General features: G+C 69.9%; 15 protein-coding genes and 2 pseudogenes. 8 read left to right on the forward strand and 9 right to left on the reverse strand.

Annotation, left to right across the window (positions count from 1 at the left end; genetic code table 11):
* The first annotated feature begins 251 nt into the window (after nt 1–251).
* A complete protein-coding gene (locus tag ACZ69M_RS33940) occupies nt 252–1,436 on the forward strand; it encodes a thiolase family protein (protein WP_470055920.1) in 1,185 nt (394 codons plus the stop codon).
* 47 nt (nt 1,437–1,483) lie between these two features.
* Here ACZ69M_RS33940 and ACZ69M_RS33945 read toward each other — a convergent pair.
* From ACZ69M_RS33945 to ACZ69M_RS33975, 7 genes and pseudogenes are all read right to left on the reverse strand, one after another.
* Nucleotides 1,484–2,020: pseudogene (locus tag ACZ69M_RS33945) on the reverse strand (3-hydroxyacyl-CoA dehydrogenase family protein).
* A gap of 268 nt (nt 2,021–2,288) precedes the next feature.
* Nucleotides 2,289–4,577, reverse strand: coding sequence for a glycoside hydrolase family 3 N-terminal domain-containing protein (locus ACZ69M_RS33950; RefSeq protein WP_470055922.1), 2,289 nt, complete (start codon nt 4,575–4,577; stop codon nt 2,289–2,291).
* 37 nt (nt 4,578–4,614) lie between these two features.
* Nucleotides 4,615–6,378: a sulfatase gene (locus ACZ69M_RS33955; protein ID WP_470055924.1), complete on the reverse strand. Its 1,764-nt coding sequence runs from the start codon at nt 6,376–6,378 to the stop codon at nt 4,615–4,617.
* A 45-nt stretch (nt 6,379–6,423) separates the two neighbouring features.
* Complete coding sequence (locus ACZ69M_RS33960) at nt 6,424–7,383, reverse strand: formylglycine-generating enzyme family protein (protein WP_470055926.1); 960 nt, start codon at nt 7,381–7,383, stop codon at nt 6,424–6,426.
* A gap of 39 nt (nt 7,384–7,422) precedes the next feature.
* Nucleotides 7,423–8,937: a glycoside hydrolase family 43 protein gene (locus ACZ69M_RS33965; RefSeq protein ID WP_470055928.1), complete on the reverse strand. Its 1,515-nt coding sequence runs from the start codon at nt 8,935–8,937 to the stop codon at nt 7,423–7,425.
* Between the two features lie 179 nt (nt 8,938–9,116).
* Entirely contained in the window at nt 9,117–10,088 is a 972-nt protein-coding gene (locus tag ACZ69M_RS33970; protein WP_470055930.1) for an EamA family transporter, read from the reverse strand.
* A gap of 44 nt (nt 10,089–10,132) precedes the next feature.
* Nucleotides 10,133–11,110 (reverse strand): quinone oxidoreductase family protein, encoded by a 978-nt coding sequence (locus ACZ69M_RS33975; RefSeq protein ID WP_470055932.1) that lies wholly within the window; start codon nt 11,108–11,110, stop codon nt 10,133–10,135.
* Nucleotides 11,111–11,244: 134 nt separating this feature from the next.
* Between ACZ69M_RS33975 and ACZ69M_RS33980 the strand changes: the two genes are divergently transcribed.
* Nucleotides 11,245–11,589, forward strand: coding sequence for an ArsR/SmtB family transcription factor (locus ACZ69M_RS33980; protein WP_470055934.1), 345 nt, complete (start codon nt 11,245–11,247; stop codon nt 11,587–11,589).
* A gap of 420 nt (nt 11,590–12,009) precedes the next feature.
* Nucleotides 12,010–12,373: pseudogene (locus ACZ69M_RS33985) on the forward strand (IS5/IS1182 family transposase); the annotation flags it as partial.
* Here the strand turns inward: ACZ69M_RS33985 and ACZ69M_RS33990 are convergent.
* Entirely contained in the window at nt 12,341–12,577 is a 237-nt protein-coding gene (locus tag ACZ69M_RS33990) for a hypothetical protein (RefSeq protein WP_470055936.1), read from the reverse strand. The pseudogene ACZ69M_RS33985 and the gene ACZ69M_RS33990 sit on opposite strands and share 33 nt — an antisense overlap.
* A gap of 74 nt (nt 12,578–12,651) precedes the next feature.
* Here ACZ69M_RS33990 and ACZ69M_RS33995 point away from each other — a divergent pair, with 74 nt between their 5' ends.
* The 4 genes from ACZ69M_RS33995 to ACZ69M_RS34010 all read left to right on the forward strand — a co-directional run bounded on the left by ACZ69M_RS33995 (nt 12,652) and on the right by ACZ69M_RS34010 (nt 15,411).
* Entirely contained in the window at nt 12,652–13,263 is a 612-nt protein-coding gene (locus ACZ69M_RS33995; RefSeq protein WP_470055938.1) for a TetR/AcrR family transcriptional regulator, read from the forward strand.
* Nucleotides 13,264–13,283: 20 nt separating this feature from the next.
* The gene (locus ACZ69M_RS34000; RefSeq protein ID WP_470055940.1) at nt 13,284–14,297 is read left to right on the forward strand and encodes an alpha/beta hydrolase; all 1,014 of its coding nucleotides are present in this window, start codon (nt 13,284–13,286) and stop codon (nt 14,295–14,297) included.
* Between the two features lie 188 nt (nt 14,298–14,485).
* Entirely contained in the window at nt 14,486–14,812 is a 327-nt protein-coding gene (locus tag ACZ69M_RS34005; protein WP_470055942.1) for a hypothetical protein, read from the forward strand.
* Nucleotides 14,813–14,988: 176 nt separating this feature from the next.
* A complete protein-coding gene (locus tag ACZ69M_RS34010) occupies nt 14,989–15,411 on the forward strand; it encodes a hypothetical protein (RefSeq protein ID WP_470055944.1) in 423 nt (140 codons plus the stop codon).
* Here ACZ69M_RS34010 and ACZ69M_RS34015 read toward each other — a convergent pair.
* Nucleotides 15,392–15,589: a hypothetical protein gene (locus ACZ69M_RS34015; protein WP_470055946.1), complete on the reverse strand. Its 198-nt coding sequence runs from the start codon at nt 15,587–15,589 to the stop codon at nt 15,392–15,394. The genes ACZ69M_RS34010 and ACZ69M_RS34015 overlap by 20 nt on opposite strands.
* 257 nt (nt 15,590–15,846) lie before the next feature.
* Here ACZ69M_RS34015 and ACZ69M_RS34020 point away from each other — a divergent pair, with 257 nt between their 5' ends.
* Nucleotides 15,847–18,291 carry a glycoside hydrolase family 2 TIM barrel-domain containing protein gene (locus ACZ69M_RS34020; RefSeq protein ID WP_470055948.1) on the forward strand — a complete coding sequence of 815 codons (2,445 nt, stop codon included), beginning with the start codon at nt 15,847–15,849 and terminating at the stop codon, nt 18,289–18,291.
* The last annotated feature ends 3 nt before the right edge of the window (nt 18,292–18,294 follow it).

Consider the following 18,294-nt stretch of genomic DNA (forward strand, 5'->3'; position numbering starts at 1 on the left):
ACAAACGCTGCGACTGTTGCCTAGCCTCCGCCAAGCCACCTCGCCCCCGGGTGTGTGTCCCCTTTTCCTCGTTGTTTTCCCCCCCCTCTCCGTTGCCCCGCGTCCCCCCCCCCCCGACACACATCTTCTCTGTGACGTATCCCCCGTGGCGAGCGGATAGTAGGTCGTCCTACTATCCACGTGGGTCCCGCGCGGAGGTGCTCGGTTCCCTCGATGGTCGTTGTCGTACTGCGAGTCGGAGGTATGCGCGCATGGCCGAGGCCGAGAAGATCGTCATGCTGGACGGAGCCCGCACCCCGGTCGGCAGTTTCGGCGGGGTGTTCAGGGACGTACCCGGCTTCGAACTCGGCGCGGCGGCCTCACGGGAGGCGCTGAAGCGCGCCGATGTCGCCGCCGAGGACATCGGCGAGGTCGTGATGGGGTGCATCGGCCAGGTCGGCCCCGACGCCTACAACGCCCGCCGGGTGGCGGTGACCGCCGGTCTGCCCCAGAGTGTGCCCGCGTACACGGTCAACCGGCTGTGCGGCAGCGGACTGCAGGCGATCTGGTCCGCGGCGATGCAGATGCGCTGGGGCGGCCTGGACTTCGCCCTGGCCGGCGGGAACGAGTCGATGTCCCGGATGCCGTTCTACGACTTCGGGGCCCGCGCGGGCTACAAACTCGGCGACCGCACGCTCACCGACGGCACCGTGATGATGCTGACCGACCCGTTCCACGGCGTCCACATGGGCATCACCGCGGAGAACGTGGCCGCCAAGTACGACGTCACGCGCGAGCAGCAGGACGAGTTCGCGGTGGAGTCCCAGCGCCGCGCCGCCACCGACGCGGCGCGGGCGGCGTTCGCCGAGGAGATCGTGCCGGTGGAGACGGGCGGCCGCAAGCCGGTCACGGTGCACGAGGACGAGCACCCCAAGCCCGGCACCACCGCGGAGACACTGGCCAAGCTGCGCCCGGCGTTCACCAAGGACGGCACCGTCACTGCCGGCAACGCCTCGGGCATCAACGACGGAGGCGCGGCGGTGGTGCTGGCGCGGGAGTCCGCGGCCAGGGAACGCGGCCTGACCGGCCTGGTGTCTATCGAGTCCGTGGCGACCGCGGCGATGGAGCCCGAACTCATGGGCTACGCACCGGTGTTGGCGCTGCAGAAGCTGTTCGCCCAGACTGGTACGGCCCCTTCGGACATCGACACCGTCGAACTCAACGAGGCCTTCGCCTCCCAGGCGGTGGCCGTGATCCGTGACGCCGGACTGGACCCGGAGAGGACCAATCCGTACGGCGGTGCCATCGCCCTGGGCCACCCGGTGGGTGCGACCGGGGCGATCCTGTCCCTGCGGGTGGCCAAGGACCTGGTCCGCAGGGACCTCGAACTCGGCATCGTCACCATGTGCATCGGTGGGGGACAGGCACTCGCAGCGCTGTTCCGCCGGATCCGCTGAGTCCGGATACGCGAATACGCCGAGTCCGGCCCTTGTTGAGGCCGGCCTCACGGCTGCCCGGTCACCCGCGGGCCGCTCAGGCGTTCGTACTGGTAGAAGCCCCGTCCGCTCTTGCGGCCGAGGTGCCCGGCGGCGACCATGCGGCGCAGCAGCGCGGGGGGCGCGTACAGGGGCTCCTTGAACTCCGAGTACATGGACTCGGCGACCGCCTGGGCGGTGTCAGAGGCCGATCAGGTCGAGCAGGCGCAGCGGCCCGTGGGGTGGGCGCAGCCGAGTTCCATGCCCTGGTCGATGTCCTCGGGGCGTGCCCCGCCGGATTCCACCATGCGGACCGCGCTGAGCAGGTAGGAAACCAGCAGGGCGTTCACGACGAACCCCGAGCGGTCCGGTGCCTGGACGGCCTGCTTGCCCAGTTGGGGGGCGAACGCGCGGGTGCGCTGCACCGTCTCCTCGCTGGTGGTCAGGGCCGGGATGAGCTCGACGAGCTGCTGTACCGGTACGGGATCGTCGAAGGGTTCGGAGCCTGCTTCAGCGGCCAGGGTGGGAAGACCCTGACCGCTCGTCACGATCACGGGCGCGTACACCGTGAACGGCTACCCTTTTCACTTTCGAAAAGCCGGACAGCAGCTTCGTGGTCGTAGTCGACGACGACCTCTTCCATGACGACGAGATCAACGTGATCATCGGTGACTGCTGCGGGCCGGTCTGCCGGCCGAGTCGTTCAGGAATTTCGTCGTCCCGTCGGCCGACTGACCGGACGCGTTCCACTCCTCAACAAGCGGACCCGGCCGCCATGATGTGCGGCCGGGGCCCGATGCACGCCGATAGGTGATCTCGACGGGCGATCTGAGGTCAGCCGGTCACGTCCAGATCGGTGCTGAGCTCGGCTGCGGAACTGCCCCCGACCCAGATGTCCAGCGTGGTGGCGTCCTGGACGAAGTCGCCCGTGGCGGCGGACCAGTAGCGCAGCTGGTCCGGACCGACCTCGAACGTCACGGTGGTCGTCTCGCCCGCGTCGAGCGTCACCCGCTCGAAGCCCTTGAGTTCGCGCACCGGGCGGGACGAGGTGCCGTACCGCTGGTGCGTGTAGAGCTGGACGACCTCGTCGGCCGTGCGCGCCGAGGCGTTCGTGACCTCCACGGAGACCTTCGCGGTCCCACCCACCGGGATCGACGCGCTGTCGACGCGCAGGTTCGCGTACGCGAACTCGCCATAGGACAGGCCGTGCCCGAACGGGTAGAGCGGCGTGCTCTCCTCCTCGTAGTACCGCGTGCCCTGCTGGTCGGGCTCGAACGTCCGGTAGTGCCCGTACACCAGGGGCAGCTGGCCGACGTGGCGGGGCCAGGTGAACGGCAGGCGTCCCGCGGGGGAGACGTCCCCGAGAAGCAGGGCGGCGACGGCCTCGCCGCCGCGGGTCCCCGGGTACCAGGCCTGCACGATCGCCGGGACGTTCGCGTCCGCCCAGCGCAGGTCCACCGGACGGCCGGACATCACGACAAGGACGACCGGGGTGCCGGTGGCGGTGATCCGCTGGAGCTGTTCGAGCTGGCGGCCGGGGAGGTCGAGGGTGGAGGTGGACGCCTTCTCGCCGATCTGGTTCTGGCGCTGGCCGACCACCACGACGGCCACGTCCGCACCGGCGGCGAGGGTGACGGCCCGCTCGATCTCGGCGTCGTCGTCCCAGTCCTCGGGCGTCTTCTGCACCGTCTCGTCCATCTGGTCGAACGGCGTCGGGAAGATCCGCTCGACGATGCCGGCGCCGGGGGCGTGCTCGACGCGGACGCCGTCGCCGAGGCGCTCGCGCAGTCCTTCCAGGACGGTCACGGTCTCCGCGGTGTCGTGGGCGAAGACCCACGGGCCCAGCGTGTCGCGCTTGCTGTCGGCGAGCTGGCCGACGACGGCGACCGATGACAGCTTCCCCGCCTCCAGGGGCAGCGTCCCCTCGTCGTTCTTGAGGAGGACGAACGACTGCTCCGCCGCCGAACGCGCCTGGTCCCGGTGCGCGGTCGAGGCGAGGATCGCGGGGGTGGCGTCCTCGTCGGCGAACGCCTTCTCGAAAAGGCCCATACGGAACTTGGCCGTGAGCACGCGGCGCACCGCCTGGTCCAGGTCCTCGGTGCTGACCTTGCCCTCGGCGAGTGCCTGCGCCAGGTTGTCGTACGCCGGGTCGAACGCGGCCATCTCCATGTCCAGACCGGCGTGCAGCGCCCGCGCGGCGGCGTCCTTCTGGTCTCGCGCGAAGTGCTGGGTCTCCAGCGACCGCACGGCGTTGGCGTCCGACACCACCCAGCCGTCGAAGCCCAGTTCGCCGCGGAGTACGTCCGTCAGCAGACGGCGGTTGCCGGAGGCAGGGACGCCGTTGAGGTCCATGTAGGCGCTCATGATGTTGCCGGCCCCGGCGTCGATGGCCGCCTTGAACGGCGGGAGGTAGACGTTCCACAGCTCGGAGTCGGAGATGTCCGCGTCGTCGTAGTCGCGGCCGCCGCGGGCCGCGCCGTATCCGGCGAAGTGCTTCGGCCCGGCCATCACACGGTCCGGGCCGAGGTCCCCCTGGAATCCCCGGACCTGTGCGGCGGCGACGGCCGCGGTGAGCACCGGGTCCTCGCCGGAGCCCTCGATCATGCGGCCCCAGCGCGCGTCACGCGCGATGTCGATCATCGGCGCGAAGGTCCAGTGGATGCCGGACGCGCGGGCCTCCCGCGCGGCGACGGTCTGGGCGGCCTCGACGGTGCCGGGCGACCAGGTCGCGCTGAGCGCGATCGGCACCGGGAAGATCGTACGCAGGCCGTGGATCACGTCGTAGCCGAACAGCAGCGGGATCCCGAGGCGGCTGTCCTTCACCGCGCCGCGCTGCAGCCGGTTGGCCAGCTTCGGGTCCTTCACGAAGAGCAGCCCGCCCACACCGCCGCGGGCCACCGCGGCTTCCACCGTGCGGGGCTGGTCGATGTAGACGCGATGCTCGGGCGGCAGGGACTCGATGTCGAAGTCCTCCGGCACGGGCTCGCCGGTGCCGAAGTAGAAGTACATCGTGAGCTGTCCGGCCTTCTCCTCGGGAGTCATACGGGACAGCAGGTCCTCGACACGCTCCTCGACGGGCAGGCCGGCGTCGCGGTAGGGCAGATCGGTCATGGCTTCCTTCATTTTCGGATGGTTTCGTGAGCAGTCGCGACGCCGTCGCTCACAGCGCGGCGAGCTCCTCCGCGAGCGTTCGGAGCGTCTCCTTCGGGAACGAGCCGCCCGACATGGCCGCGATGGAGATCAGCGAGGTCGTACCGATCATCTGGAGGATCTCGGTGTCGACGAGGCTGGGCACGTGGGTGCGCAGCACCTCGACGGCCACCGGGTCCGAGACGAGGGCGGCGAGCGGGGTGCGCAGGCCGAAGCGGCCGGAGGGGTAGTCCTCGGGGCGGGGCAGGGGCTCCGCCGCCTGCTCGGCCTGTCCGCGCTGCGCCTCGGCCAGGAGGTGTTCCTTCCCGGCCGGTCCCTCGGCGGGCAGACCGAGGCGTTCGTACTGGCTGGGCGGGGCGTCGCTCGCACGCAGCAGGCCCAGGAGCAGGTTCGCCATACGCAGCTCCACCTCGTCGTCGACGATCGGGGTGAGCTGTTCCGGGTCGGTGTGCAGGTCGTACAGGAGCGTGCCGAACCGGTAGGGGTTGAACATCGTCCGCCCGGCCACCCGGATCGTCCGCACTCCCTTGGTGAAGGGGAACGGCTCGGCGAGCTCGATGTCGGACAGTTCGTCGGGCGTGAAGCGTCCCTTCATGTGCGTGGGCATCAGAGTGTGCTCGAAGAGCGGCGCGTTGGCCTCCGACACCGGCGCGCGCATGTAGACGTAACGTCCGTCGGTGACGTTGACGTGCCCGCCGTGGATGCCGAACAGCCCCGCCTCGCGCACCGGCTCGTCGGCGGCCACCGGCAGTGGGACGCCCTGCATGTCCGCGGGCCGCTCCACGCCGAAGAACTCCAGCAGGGTGGGCGCGAGGTCGATGGTCTGCACGAGCGATGCGCGGCGCTCGTCGGCCACACCCGCTCTGGGGTCCCAGACGAACAGGGGGAGGTGGACGAGTTCGTTGTACCAGGGCTGCACGGACTTGCCCCACCAGTTCTTCTCGCCCAGCAGCAGCCCGTGGTCGGTGTTGACGATCAGCAGGGTGTCCTGCCACAGGTCCAGCTCGTCCATCAGGTCCAGGACGCGGCCGAGCGACCTGTCGCACATGGACAGCAGCGCCGCGTACTCCAGCCGGGCGTGGTCGACCTGCTCGTCCGTCTCGGTGACCTGGCGGTAGTCGGGCCAGTCGAAGTGCGGGCCGTCGTAGTCGTGCGGGTACAGGTCCTTGTACCGCTGGTGGCTGAAGAACGGCTCGTGCGGGTCGAAGGTCTCGATCTGCAGGAACCAGCGGTCCTCGGTGTGGTTGGTCCGCAGGAACTCCAGACCGGCGTCGAAGGTGAGGGTCTGCGGATGGCGGTCCTCGGTCTGCATGTACTGCCGGTTGACCCAGTCCTGGCGGTAGCCGTCCGACCGGACCTCCTTGAGGTCCTCGGGCATCGGCGGAGCGGCGACGTGCCCCTTCCACTGGTCGCCCTCCTGGCCGCGGGAGAACTCCCAGGTGTTGTACCGGCCGTGGTAGGTGGCTCCGCCGTCCTCCCAGTAGTGCGGATGGTCGCTGGAGAGGTGGGTGTAGACCCCGCTGCGCTTGAGCAGCTCGGGCATCGAGTCGTCGAACGGCTCCAGCGGGCCCCAACTGCGGTGCAGGAAGTTGTGGCGCCCGGTGTGGATCTCGCGCCGTGCGGGCATGCACGGCATCGACCCGGCGTAGCAGTTGTCGAAGGTGGCGGTGCGCTCGGCCAGCCGCGCGAAGTTGGGGGCGTGGGTCCAGTCGCAGCCGTAGGGCGGCAGCATGTGCCGGTTGAGGCTGTCGAACATGACCATGATGGCTTTCATGCCGTGGTACTCCTTATGCGGCCGGCCGCGGTGATGACTGGCTGGTCATACGGGGATGTCGGCGTCCCGGGCACACCGGAACCCGGTGTGCCCGCTGGCTCCGTCGGGTGTGTTCGCGGTGCGCGCGGCGACGCGGTAGCGGTTGCAGTACGACTTGTGGCACAGGTGGGAGCCGCCGCGGATGACCTTGTCCGTGCCGGTGGCCGGGCCCTTGGGGTCGCGGGTTCCGGGCGCCGGGTGGGCGGTGGACCACCAGTCGGCACACCACTCCCAGACGTTCCCGGACGTGTTGTGCAGGCCGAAGCCGTTGGGCTCGAAGGCTTCGACCGGCGCGGTGCCGCGGTATCCGTCGGCGGCGCTGTTCTTGGTGGGGAAGGTGCCTCGCCAGATGTTGCAGCGGAACCGCCCGTCCGGATCCAGCTCGTCGCCCCACGGATAGCGTTTCTGCTCCAGACCACCGCGCGCCGCGTACTCCCACTCCGCCTCGGTGGGCAGGCGTTTGCCCGCCCACGCCGCGTAGGTGACGGCGTCGTTCCAGGAGATGTGCACCGCCGGATGGTCTCCGCGGCCGTCGAGCGTGCTGCCGGGACCCTCGGGCTGGTTCCAGCGCGCCCCGGTCACCCCGCACCACCAGGGTGTACGGCGGGGCCGGGGGGCTCCGCGGTGCAGCGCGGCGGGGAGGAAACCGGCGAACACGTAGGACCAGCCGATGTGTTCGGCTTCGGTGATATACCCGGTGGCGTCGACGAACTCCGCGAACCTGTCGTTGCTGACGGCGTGCACGTCGATGTGGAAGGCGCTCAGACGCACCGGCCGGATCGGCCCCTCGCCGTCATCCGCGAAGCCTTCGGAGTCGTCCGTGCCCATCAGGAACTCACCGCCGGGCAGGAGCACCATGCCGTCCAGAGAGCCCTGGCCGGCAGGTGTCGGAATCTCCGTGGCGAAGCCGGGCCGGCCGGTCGGCGGAGCGCAGCAGGCGGGGCGTGCGGACGAGTGATGGCTCATGGTGCTGGGTTCCTGGTCGGGGCGGACGAGTGGGGACCTTCAGGGTGCGGCGGGGGGAGCGGCGGCGGGAACGGGCCGCGGCTCGTAGGTGAAGCGGGTCAGCAGGGCCTCGCCGCCGAGGGCCTCCACGCCGACCACACGGCCGGTGAAGCCTCCGGCGACCTCGGTCGAGATGTAGCGCCCGTCGATCGTGGCGAGGGTGTGGAACCCGTCGTCGTCGGCGAGGTAGCCGAGGTGAAGGTCGTCCGGTCCCTTGGCGAAGCTGTACAACTCGGTGTTGGCGGTCGCGCGGATGGCCAGGGGACGGTCCGCCGCGACGCCGTGCGCAGTGCCGAGCACCTGGTCGAGCGGGCCGATCACCACGCGTGCCGAGAGGGTGCCGTCGCAGCGCTCGACCGCGGCCCAGTGGGCGTCGTCGATGCGTACGACCAGAGCCGCGTCGCCTTCGGGCAGTGTGGCGGTCACCTCCCAGGCGGCGTCGCGGGGCCGCGCCGCCAGAAGTCGTTCCGCGTCCCTTGCGGCGGCCTGCCGGCCGGCGAGCAGGCGCAGTCCCACGCCGGGGGCCGGGACCGCGAAGGAGCGGGGGTCGGTCCCCGGCGCGATCCATCGGGGGTGCAGTCGCGGTGTGCCGAAGTGGTCGGTGAAGGCGGTGGGCGCCTCGGGAACGGTGTACCGGTCCTCGACGATCACGGGCCAGTCGTCCACCCAGTCCACGCCGACCAGGAAGGACTCGCGCCCGTTGACGTGGGACTCGGGGAAGGACCCGCGCGGCCGCACCCCGAGGTGCACCATCGCCCAGGAGCCGTCCGGCAGCTCGACCAGGTCACCGTGGCCGGCGTTCTGGACGGGGTGCTCGATGCTGCGATGGGAGAGGATCGGGTTCCCCGGATGCGGCTCCCACGGGCCGGCAGGGGAGTGCGACCGTGCGACGCACACGCCGTGTCCCGGTCCGGTGCCGCCTTCGGCGACCAGGAGGTACCAGAAGTCACCGCGCCGGACCAGATGCGGTGCCTCGGTGTGGGCCATGGCCGTGCCGCTCCAGACGAGACCGGGCTCGGAGAGCAGCTTGCCGGTCTCGGGGTCCACGACGGCCTGGTGGATGCCGCCGGGGAACGACCAGGTGAGGTAGCAGGTGCCGTCCTCGTCCCAGGCGAGGTCCGGGTCGATGCCGATGGCTCCGGTGGTGCGGACGGGGTCGCTCCAGGGACCGGCGGGGTCGCTCGCGCGGACGATGAGGTGCCCGTCCATCAGCGTTTCCCGGTTGGTGGTCACCATCCAGAACTCGCCGTCGTGGTAGCGGATGGTGGGCGCGTAGATGCCGGCGCTGGCCCCCTCCCGCCCCCGCCGTACGTCGAACTGGCTCGGCCGGTCGAGGACGTTGCCGATCTGCTCCCAGCGCACCAGGTCGCGGCTGTGGAAGACGGGGACGCCCGGGAAGTACTCGAAGCTCGACGTCACCAGATAGTAGTCCGCACCGACCCGGCAGATGGAGGGGTCCGGGTGGAAGCCCGGAACGATCGGGTTGACGTTGTTGGCCATGTACGGACCTTCCATGGGTGCTCGCCTTGCACGCTCGGGCCCGCGCGATCGGGGCCCTGGAGCCACCCTAGTCGCTAATTTTTTTAAACGGTAGATTTTCGTGGCGGAAACATTCCGGTCACGCAGGCCGAGGTCACGACGTGTACGCGGGAGAGTCCGCGCTCTCGACGCGGGCGCGCCCGTTGCTGCGCGCTTTACTCGGAACGTACCGCCGCGAGGCTCCCGTCCGCCCTGGTCGTGGCGACGCCTCCGGCCTGCCCGCGTCGCGCGTTCGCCCCCGCTTTTCTGGACTGCCTGGCCCCCAGCAGGGTGGCCGCGACGGAGGCGCTGGCGACCGTCGCGATGCCGAGCCACTGCGGCCAGGCGAGGTGCTGGCTGAGGACGAGCAGCCCGAACAGGGCGCCGGCGGCCGGCTCCAGGCTGGTGAGCACGCTGAACACGCGCGGGGGGATCCGCCGCAGGGCCTCCAGGTTGAGCGAGTACGGCAGCACGCTCGACGTCACCGCCACCACAGCGGCCACCCACAGTACGTGCGGGTCCAGCAGCGCGCTCCCGGCGTGCGCGATGCCGTACGGGGCACTCAGCAGCGCTGCCCACAGCATCGCGAGGGCCAGGCCCTGACCGCCGCTGAGGCGCCGCGCCATCCGGGAGGAGACGAGGATGTACCCCGCCCAGCAGCAGGCCGCCGCACCGGCCAGGGCGAGACCGACCGCGGACAGCGGAACCCCGCCACCGCTCAGCAGCACCACGCCGCCGGCCGCCACACACGCGGGCAGCAGGTCCACCGCGCGCCGAGATCCGGTGAGGGCGATGAAGAACGGGCCGAGGAACTCGATCGTCGCCACAGCGCCCAGGGGGATGTGCTTCACCGCCTCGTAGAACGCGAGATGGTGACCCGCCAGCAGCGCCCCCGCCGCGACGACCGTCCCCCAGGCGCCCTTCACCGAGGCCAGCGCCTGCCGTCGCGGTCGCCACAGCAGGCACAGCAGTACGCCGGCGATGAGCAGCCGGAGGAACACGACACCCGCGGCCCCCACCTGTGGGTAGACCCGGGGCGCGAAGGCCGCGCCGAACTGGATTCCGCAGACGCCCCCCAGGACCAGTCCGGGCGCGGGGATCTTCCCGAAGGCCGCGCCCGGCCCTGGGGCCGTGCTGTTCTCATGCATGTGTGGCTGAATTCCCGATGTGTCGTGTGAGGGTCCGGTGGTGCTCAGTCGGCCACGCGCAGCAGCAGCTTGCCGGTCGAGGTGCGTCCGCCCATCAGCCGGTGGGCCTCGGCCACGTCCTCGAGGGCGAACTCGGCGGTGACGGGAAGGTTCACCGTGCCGTCGGTGACGGTGCGGAAGGCGCGCTCGGCCAGGGAGCGCAACGCCTCGGGCGCCGACTGTGCCAGGGCCAGGATGGAGAAGCCCCCCACGGAGAGGCCGCGTGCGTACAGTTCGGGCTGGCCCGCCTGCCAGGGCTCGGCTCCGCTCGCGTTGCCGAACGACACGAGGCGTCCGTAGACGGCGAGGGTATCGAGACCACGGCGCAGGGTGTCCCCGCCTACCGGGTCGAGGACCAGGTCGACGCCCCGGCCCGCGGTCACGCGGCGTACCTCCGTGTCGAACGTGTCGGCGGTGAACACCTCGTCGTAGCCGTGCTTGAGCGCGTGTCCGGCCTTGGCGGACGAGGAGACCACGCCGTACACGGCCGCGGCACCGGCCCCCCGGGCGAGTTGGCCGGCCACCGAGCCGATGCCCCCCGCCGCGCCGTGCACGAGGACGGTCTGTCCCGTACGCAACCCGCCCACCTCGTGCAGCAGGGCGTACGCGGTCGGTACCACGGTGGGGAGGGTGGCAGCGGTGCGCAGGTCCAGGTCCTGGGGGAGGGGGAAGACGGTGGTGGTGTCGGCGACGACCACCTCGGCGTAGGCCCCGCCGCCCACGAGTGCGGCGACCTCCTGGCCGGGGCGCAGGTCCGCTACGCCGTCACCGACGGCCCGGATCCGCCCCGAGACCTCCAGACCGGGGCGGTAGGGCAGCGAGGGCACCCGGTAGCCTTCGGCCCGTGCCTTGAGGTCCGCGAAGTTCACCCCCACGTACGCCGCGTCGATGGTCACCTGGCCCGGCCCCGGCTCGGGGACCTCGGCCCGCACGACCCGCAGCACCTCGGGGTCGCCGTACTCCTGGAACTCGATTGCGCGCATGAGCGGAACGCACCTTTCGCCAGAGTGTTCAATGGGAAGCGAACAGGGCGACAGTAAGATATTCGTCGAACACCATGCAAGCGCGCGCTTTAATTCACGACATCACAGTAGATGCGCTCGGCGAAAGGAAGGGCATGTCGAACCAGGCTGCAAGCGGCAGTCACCGAACGGCGCCGGTCCACACGGATCCGCAGGACGTGACCGTCCTCACCGCGCTGTCCGCGGTAGCCGATCCCGTGCGCATCCAGTTGATCCGCGAACTGGCCGGCTCCGCCGACTGGACCCGCAGCTGCGGCAGCTTCGACGTGCCCGTCGGCAAGGCCGCGCTCAGCCACCACTTCTCGGTCCTGCGCGGCGCAGGTCTCGTCGAGCAGCGTGACGAGGGGATCAGACGGGTCAACCGGCTGCGTCGCGAGGAGTTCGAGGCGCGCTTTCCGGGGCTCCTCGACCTCCTGCTCGGCGGCGACAGCCCCGAATGAGCGCCCTGCCGGGTCTGCGCCGCCCATGAGTCGAAGCCGGCCCGCCCGCCCGGGTTGATCGCCGCGAGTCGGCCGTTCGCGAGGGGCACGGAGCCGCTGGTGAACAGCCACCGAGAGGTGAGAGGCATGGCTGCCCCTGCGACCTCGGCGGGTCTGCCCAGCGGGCGGCTCGTGCTGCGGAGGGGCTTCGATGCCTCCCGGCCGCACCCGGTCATGAGGCCGACGATTCCGGTCCGCTGCTGAATGGTCCGCCGGGCCGGAGACGGCCGGGGCGAGCCCTCGGTCGGCGCCCCCGAACTCCCTGCAGGCGGCAAGGGGTCGCGCGCATAGGCGCGGTGGTGGCAGCCCGACAGCGAGACAGGCGCACATCCTGGCGATCACGGGGTTGCGACGGTCTGCGCTCACTGGGGAGACCTGTGCCTGGGCTGCCGCCGCCCACGCGTCAGCGACCGGATCGTCTTCGACAAGGTGCTGCGGCTCCTGCGCTTCGGCTGCTCCCACCAGGCGATCGCCGATACGACCTGCTCCGCCACCACGATCCGTACGCCCGCCACGAGTGGAGCCGTCCGGACGTCTTCGCCGGGTTCAAGCGATCGCGCTGGAGTCCTACGACCGGATCGTCCGCCTCGTTCTCGACCAGATCGCCGTCGACGGCTCGATCACCAAGGCCCCCGGCGGTGGCGCGGCGGCCCTGCGTGCCACGGTCGACCGCGGCACGCAGGGCCTGAAACGCTCAGGCGACCGCGGCCCGTCACCCGATGACATCACCGTCCATCTCGTCGCGGTGTCCCCACGGCCGGAGGAGCGGGAGCGGGAGGTCGCCGCGCAGGCCGGGACGACGCGGGAGCAGATCACGCAGCGGACCGCTCAGCTCGACGAACTCGGCCGGCTTGCCGAAGGAGTCCGGATCACCCGCAACACACTGCCGGGGCTGCCCGGCCCGCGGCAGCTCGTAGCCGCCGGACCATCCGGCTTTCCGGCGGATCATGGCGAAGTTTGCCGCGATCAGCCATCTGTTAACACACACTTGTATGTTTTCGCACTACTGTCTATGTTGGCTACGTGGAGACCGAATCACAGCAGGAAGTCCGAGTCCCGGATCGCAGGGTGGCGCGCTCGCGCGCGGTCCTGATGGCGGCGGCGGTGCGCCTGGTGTCCCAGCGAGGTACGACGGAGGTCTCGGTCACCGAACTCGCCGAGGCGGCGAACGTGGGCCGGCAGCTGGTCTACGTGCAGTTCGGTGATCGCGACTCGCTCCTTGTGGAGGCCGCGGTCGAACTGGCCGGGCGCGAGTTCACATCACGGGCCGAGAACCGTCATGCCGATGTGCGCTTGGAGACGCTGCGGGTGGCACGGCATTTCGCGGAGCACCGTTCGTTCTACCGCGCGATGCTGACCGGCTCGTGTGCGTTCGCCATGACCAGGGCGTTGAGCAGTGTGTTCGTCCCGGTCAACAAAGAGGTCGCGCAGGAGTGGTTCGGTGACCTGGACCCCGCCCTGTCGGAGGACCTGGCCACGTTTTTCACGGCCGGGGTGACCGGGATCGTCAACCAGTGGTTGATCGACGGTGACGACCCCCTCGATCCCGAGGAACTGGCGGGCCGTCTGCTCGCGCTCCTGCCGGCAGTCACGGGCGGCAGGCGTCTGCGGGCAGACGGACGTATCGATAGATGACCTCGACATCGGAGGACGAAATGCAGCAGGACACCGACATCGCGAATAACCACGGCACGGACGAGGCCGACGGCATCCTGGTTCCGGAACGCTTTATTCCGACGCCGACGACCGTCAGTCCCGAGGCGCAGAAGTTTCTGCGCATGAAGATGCCGGTAGGCGCCCACGTGCTTCCGGCAGTGGACGACCTGGAGGGCTGGAAGGCCTTCCGGGCAGGGGCGGATGCCCGGATCGAGAAGATGACCGAGGTCTACTTCGCGCGCTACCCCGGCAAGTCGGTCACCCACAAGCTGTCGGAGTCCGAGATCTACGAAGTGACGCCCGACGACCTCGCGCCGGAGAACATCGAGCGCGCCATCTACTACATCCACGGCGGCGGATTCACCGGTGGCGGCGGCAAGGCGGCCATCGCTCTGGCGTTGCAGATCGCCGGGCTGGCCAAGTGCAAGGTCTATTCCATCGACTATAGGCTGGCACCGGAGCACCCGTATCCGGCACCGCTGGACGACACCCTCGAGGGATACCGCTTCGTCCTGGACCGTCACGAACCGCAGAAGGTGGCGCTGTTCGGACCGTCCGCGGGCGCGAACCTCAGCGCCGCGGTGATCCTGAAGGCGCGCGACCTGGGCATGCCGGTGCCGGCGGCGTGCGCGATGCACTCCTGCCCGTCCGACCTGAGCACCTTCGGCGACTCCGGCTACACCAATGACACGATCGACATCGTCATCCCGCACGCGATGCCCGAGCTGCACGACAGTTACCGCGGCGGCCACGATCTCAAGGAGCCCTACATTTCGCCGTGCTACGGCGACTACTCCCGGGGCTTCCCGCCGAGCATCCTCACCACCGGCACCCGCGACCTTCTTCTTTCGGGCACGGTCAGGCTGCATCGCGCGATGGTGCGCGCAGGAGTGAAGGCAGACCTGCATGTGTGGGAGGCAATGACCCACGCTCCTTTCCTCAACGCCCCCGAGGAAGAAGAGCTCTACATGCAGCACGTCGACTTCATGCTCGAGCACATGGCGAAGGACTGACCCCTCCCGCGATCGGCCGCGTACGGCAGAGAAGGCGACTTGGCCCAGCGGCCGCATGTCCAGAGGACGACTGTGGCCCGGCGCACGGCTCATGGGACTGTTCAGGCGGGCGCACCCCTCTTCTGCATCACCCCACGGAAGGAAACGCCTTCACGAAACCCCCGCACGCGCCGGTCGCTCTCTGGGTCATGTTCCTGGTCGGTACGGTGGAGGGCCTCGGTTCCCCCGCGGTTCTCGAGGGCACGGCAAGGGGCATCACCACTTACCTCGGTATCGCCGCCTCGTTGGTGTCGGGCGCACTCATCGTCCGGAGGGAACCGGCCAGATCGATCCTCGCCCTGTGGCGGGTACGGTTGTTCGCGTTCCTGTTCAACGCCGCCCTCACCGTGTGTTGTGTCATCTTGATCGGCGGCCTGCAGGGATTCATGGCTGCGGCCGGCTTGGGCGCCGTCTCGCTGGGCGCGGGATTCAGTCTCGTCCAGAAGCGTTCGAAGCCACAGGTTGACTCGGCCTGAAAACGGCGCGTTCGGCCTCATCGCTATCACGCCGTATGTGCCTGGTCTGTCGTAGCAGCGGAAGGGGTCGCTCGGCGAGGTGGTGCCCGTGGGGCCGCAGCGGTGGCCTGCACGGGGACGAGTGCCTGGGTCAGGGCGGTGACCGCATCGAGCGCGCAGACCGTGCGACGGCTCGGATGATTGCCACTCAAGGCAAGCAACGCCACCCGTCGGCCTGCGTGATCGGCGCCCTGCGCGTCAGGACCTCCACCTGTGCGGCCTCCAGGGCGCAGGGCGAAGACCGCAGGCGCAGCATCATCACCGACACCCTCGGCCTGCTGTGGCCGGAGCTGGTCACCGCGGCCGGCGTCCAGGACTCCACCGCCGGTCGCGCCCTGCGCGAGGAGGCCGCCACCGAGCACCCCGTCCTGCGCAAGGTCCGGGTCGACGGCGGCTACCGCAAGCACTTCGTCGAGCACGCCGCAATGCTGGGCCATGGACCGGACGCATGGCTGGTTCATGCTGCACCGTCGCCTGGTCCGCGACTACGAAACCGACCCGGCGAGACCACATCTCCTGGCACACCCCGACAGCACCGGATCACATCCGCATTCCGGTAGGCAGCGCCCCCGGGGCGACCAGGGTGCAGGCGCCCGTGCCCATGCTCACGCCGTCAGCGGAGGCGGCGTCGGGAAGGTGTGGTCGTGGCCACAGGTGCGGGGAGGTCTCCTCGACGTAAGGGGTGGTGGCCTGCTCGACGTCGAAGGCTACGTCGTCGGCCGTCGTTGAATCATTCAATTGACTTGACATGCGGGCGGCTGCGGAACGCGCGGCTGGTGAGGCGGTCCCGGCTCGAACCGTCCCGGGCCGGCGATGGCGGAGAAGTGCAGCTGGTGCGAGTCCGGGCGGACTCTGGTCGCCAATTTTTTTGAATGGTAGATTTTCGGATGCCGAAACACTGCGGTCACTCCGGGCGGGGTCACCGCGGCGTTTCGGCTCCTGCCGCGCTGCGCGCACGGCCCCGCGTCGGTGAGCCGCCAACACCTGGAGTCCATATGTTCCGCACGTCCTTCAACGACGGCTGGGAGGTCAGGCCCAAGGTCAACCCCTTCGCCGAACTCTCCGGTCACGTGGTCCCCTTCCAGCCGGTCACCTTGCCCCACGACGCGCTGATCGAGCAGCAGCGGACCTCTCCGGACGGCGAGGTCGCGATGGAGAACGCCGCGAGCGCCTACTTCCCGGGCGGGGTCTTCGAGTACCGCAAGACCTTCGCCGTGCCGGAGGAGTACCGGGGCAAGCGGATCTTCCTCGAGTTCGAGGGCGTCTACCGCGACGCCACCGTCTTCATCAACGGCGACTACGCGGGCCAACGCCCGTACGGCTACTCACACTTCCGGATCGACGCCGACCGTTTCCTGCGCTTCGGCGAGGACAACCAGATCCGGGTCGAGGCCCGGGCTCACCGCGACTCCCGCTGGTACACCGGCGCGGGCATCTACCGGGACACCTGGCTGCTCGTCGGCGATGTGGTCCGCATCGAGCCCGACGGCCTCCGGGTCACGACCCCCGACATCGACGCCTCGCGCGCGGTCGTCGAGGTCGCGACGGTCGTCGCCAACGACTCGATCGAGGTACGCACGGTCCCCGTGGTCACGGAGGTGCGCGACGCGTCAGGCGCCGTCGTCGCGAGCGACACGTCGAAGGTGACGGTGCTCCCCGGCGAGCCGGCGACAGTCCGGCAGCGGCTGTACGTTCCCTTCCCGGCACTGTGGCGCCCGGAGTCCCCCACCCTCTACGACTGCCGGGTGGTCCTCGGCGACGTCGACGAGGAGACGGTCTCCTTCGGTGTCCGTTCGCTCCAGCTCGACCCCGAGCACGGGCTGCGGATCAACGGCGAGACCGTGAAGCTGCGCGGTGCCTGCATCCATCACGACAACGGGGTCCTCGGCGCGGCCACCTACGCACGTGCCGAGGAGCGCCGCGTGCGGATCCTCAAGGACGCCGGGTTCAACGCGATCCGCATCTCCCACCAGCCGATGAGCAAGGCCATGCTGGACGCCTGTGACCGGGTCGGGATGTTCGTCGTGGACGAGTCGTTCGACATGTGGACGGCGGGCAAGACCGAGTTCGACTACAGCCTGAACTTCCCCGAGTGGTGGGAGCGCGACATCGAGGCGATGGTCGCCAAGGACGTGAACCATCCCAGCGTCATCATGTACTCGATCGGCAACGAGATTCCCGAGACCGGCTCCCCCTTCGGCGCCGCCTGGGGACGCAGGCTCGCCGAGAAGGTTCGCTCCCTGGACCCCACGCGCTACGTCACCAATGCCGTCAACGGCATGCTCGCCGTGATGTCCGAGCTGGGCGCCCTGCAGCAGCAGTGGATGGAGAAGGCCGCGGAGGAAGGCGCCGGCATCAACACCCTGATGGCCGACGCGGGCGACGCGATGAACACGGTCAGCTCCTCGGAGCTGGTCTCCGAGCGCACGGCGGAGTCCTTCGCCGTGCTCGACGTTGCCGGCATGAACTACGCCGAGGCCCGTTACGCCTTGGACCGCGAGCTGTTCCCCAACCGGATCATCCTCGGCACCGAGACCTTCCCCACCCACATCGCGGGCAACTGGAAGCTGGTCGAGCAGTACGGGCACGTCCTCGGCGACTTCACCTGGACGGGCTGGGACTACCTCGGCGAGGTCGGCATCGGACGGCCCCAGTACCTCCGCGAGGGCGACGGGCCACTGCAGGCCCACAATGCCCCGTACCCGTACCTGGTAGCCGGCTGCGGCGACATCGACATCACCGGCCACCGCAGGCCCGCCTCGTACTACCGTGAGATCGTCTTCGGCCTGCGCAAGGAGCCGTACATCGCGGTCCGCCGCCCCGAGCACCACGGCGAGACGTGGGCCGGTTCGCCCTGGGCCTGGAGCGACACCGTCGCCAGCTGGACCTGGCCCGGGTTCGAGGGCAATCCCGTCACCGTCGAGATCTACAGCGACGCGGACGAGGTCGAGCTCATCGGCAACGGCAACTCCTTCGGACGCCGGCCCGCGGGTGCCGAGCACCGGTTCCGCACCGAGTTCGAGATCGTCTACGTCCCCGGCGAACTGGTCGCCGTCGCCTATCGGGACGGCGCGGAGGCGGAGCGCACCGTCCTGCAGTGGGCCAACGGCCCGGTGCGGCTGACCGCCGAGGCCGAACGCGAGATCGTGCGGGCCACCGGCGGCGACCTGGCCTATGTGGCCCTGACGCTGACCGACGGGCAGGGTACCTGCCACACCGCCGGCGACCGTCCGGTGAGCATCGAGGTCTCGGGACCCGCGGAGCTGGTCGGCTTCGGCAGCGGCGACCCGTCGACCGAGGAGCGCTTCGGCGCCACCGAGCGCCGCACGTACGAAGGACGAGCGCTGGCCGTGCTGCGCCCCACCGGCGTGGGCAAGATCCGACTCACCGCGACCGCGCCGGACTGTGACCCGGTGGACCTCGTGGTCACGGCTGAGTAGCCG

This window comes from Streptomyces sp. NPDC107454 (assembly GCF_055582885.1).

Excerpts from the sequence above, each read along its gene's own strand:
- ACZ69M_RS34000 (WP_470055940.1), top strand. The coding sequence starts at position 13,284 with ATGCAGCAGGACACCGACATCGCGAATAACCACGGCACGGACGAGGCC.
- ACZ69M_RS34010 (WP_470055944.1), top strand. The coding sequence starts at position 14,989 with ATGATTGCCACTCAAGGCAAGCAACGCCACCCGTCGGCCTGCGTGATC.
- ACZ69M_RS33980 (WP_470055934.1), top strand. The coding sequence starts at position 11,245 with ATGTCGAACCAGGCTGCAAGCGGCAGTCACCGAACGGCGCCGGTCCAC.
- ACZ69M_RS33970 (WP_470055930.1), bottom strand. The coding sequence starts at position 10,088 with ATGCATGAGAACAGCACGGCCCCAGGGCCGGGCGCGGCCTTCGGGAAG.
- ACZ69M_RS33950 (WP_470055922.1), bottom strand. The coding sequence starts at position 4,577 with ATGAAGGAAGCCATGACCGATCTGCCCTACCGCGACGCCGGCCTGCCC.
- ACZ69M_RS33975 (WP_470055932.1), bottom strand. The coding sequence starts at position 11,110 with ATGCGCGCAATCGAGTTCCAGGAGTACGGCGACCCCGAGGTGCTGCGG.
- ACZ69M_RS33940 (WP_470055920.1), top strand. The coding sequence starts at position 252 with ATGGCCGAGGCCGAGAAGATCGTCATGCTGGACGGAGCCCGCACCCCG.
- ACZ69M_RS33960 (WP_470055926.1), bottom strand. The coding sequence starts at position 7,383 with ATGAGCCATCACTCGTCCGCACGCCCCGCCTGCTGCGCTCCGCCGACC.
- ACZ69M_RS33955 (WP_470055924.1), bottom strand. The coding sequence starts at position 6,378 with ATGAAAGCCATCATGGTCATGTTCGACAGCCTCAACCGGCACATGCTG.
- ACZ69M_RS34005 (WP_470055942.1), top strand. The coding sequence starts at position 14,486 with ATGTTCCTGGTCGGTACGGTGGAGGGCCTCGGTTCCCCCGCGGTTCTC.
- ACZ69M_RS34020 (WP_470055948.1), top strand. The coding sequence starts at position 15,847 with ATGTTCCGCACGTCCTTCAACGACGGCTGGGAGGTCAGGCCCAAGGTC.
- ACZ69M_RS33990 (WP_470055936.1), bottom strand. The coding sequence starts at position 12,577 with ATGATCCGCCGGAAAGCCGGATGGTCCGGCGGCTACGAGCTGCCGCGG.
- ACZ69M_RS33965 (WP_470055928.1), bottom strand. The coding sequence starts at position 8,937 with ATGGAAGGTCCGTACATGGCCAACAACGTCAACCCGATCGTTCCGGGC.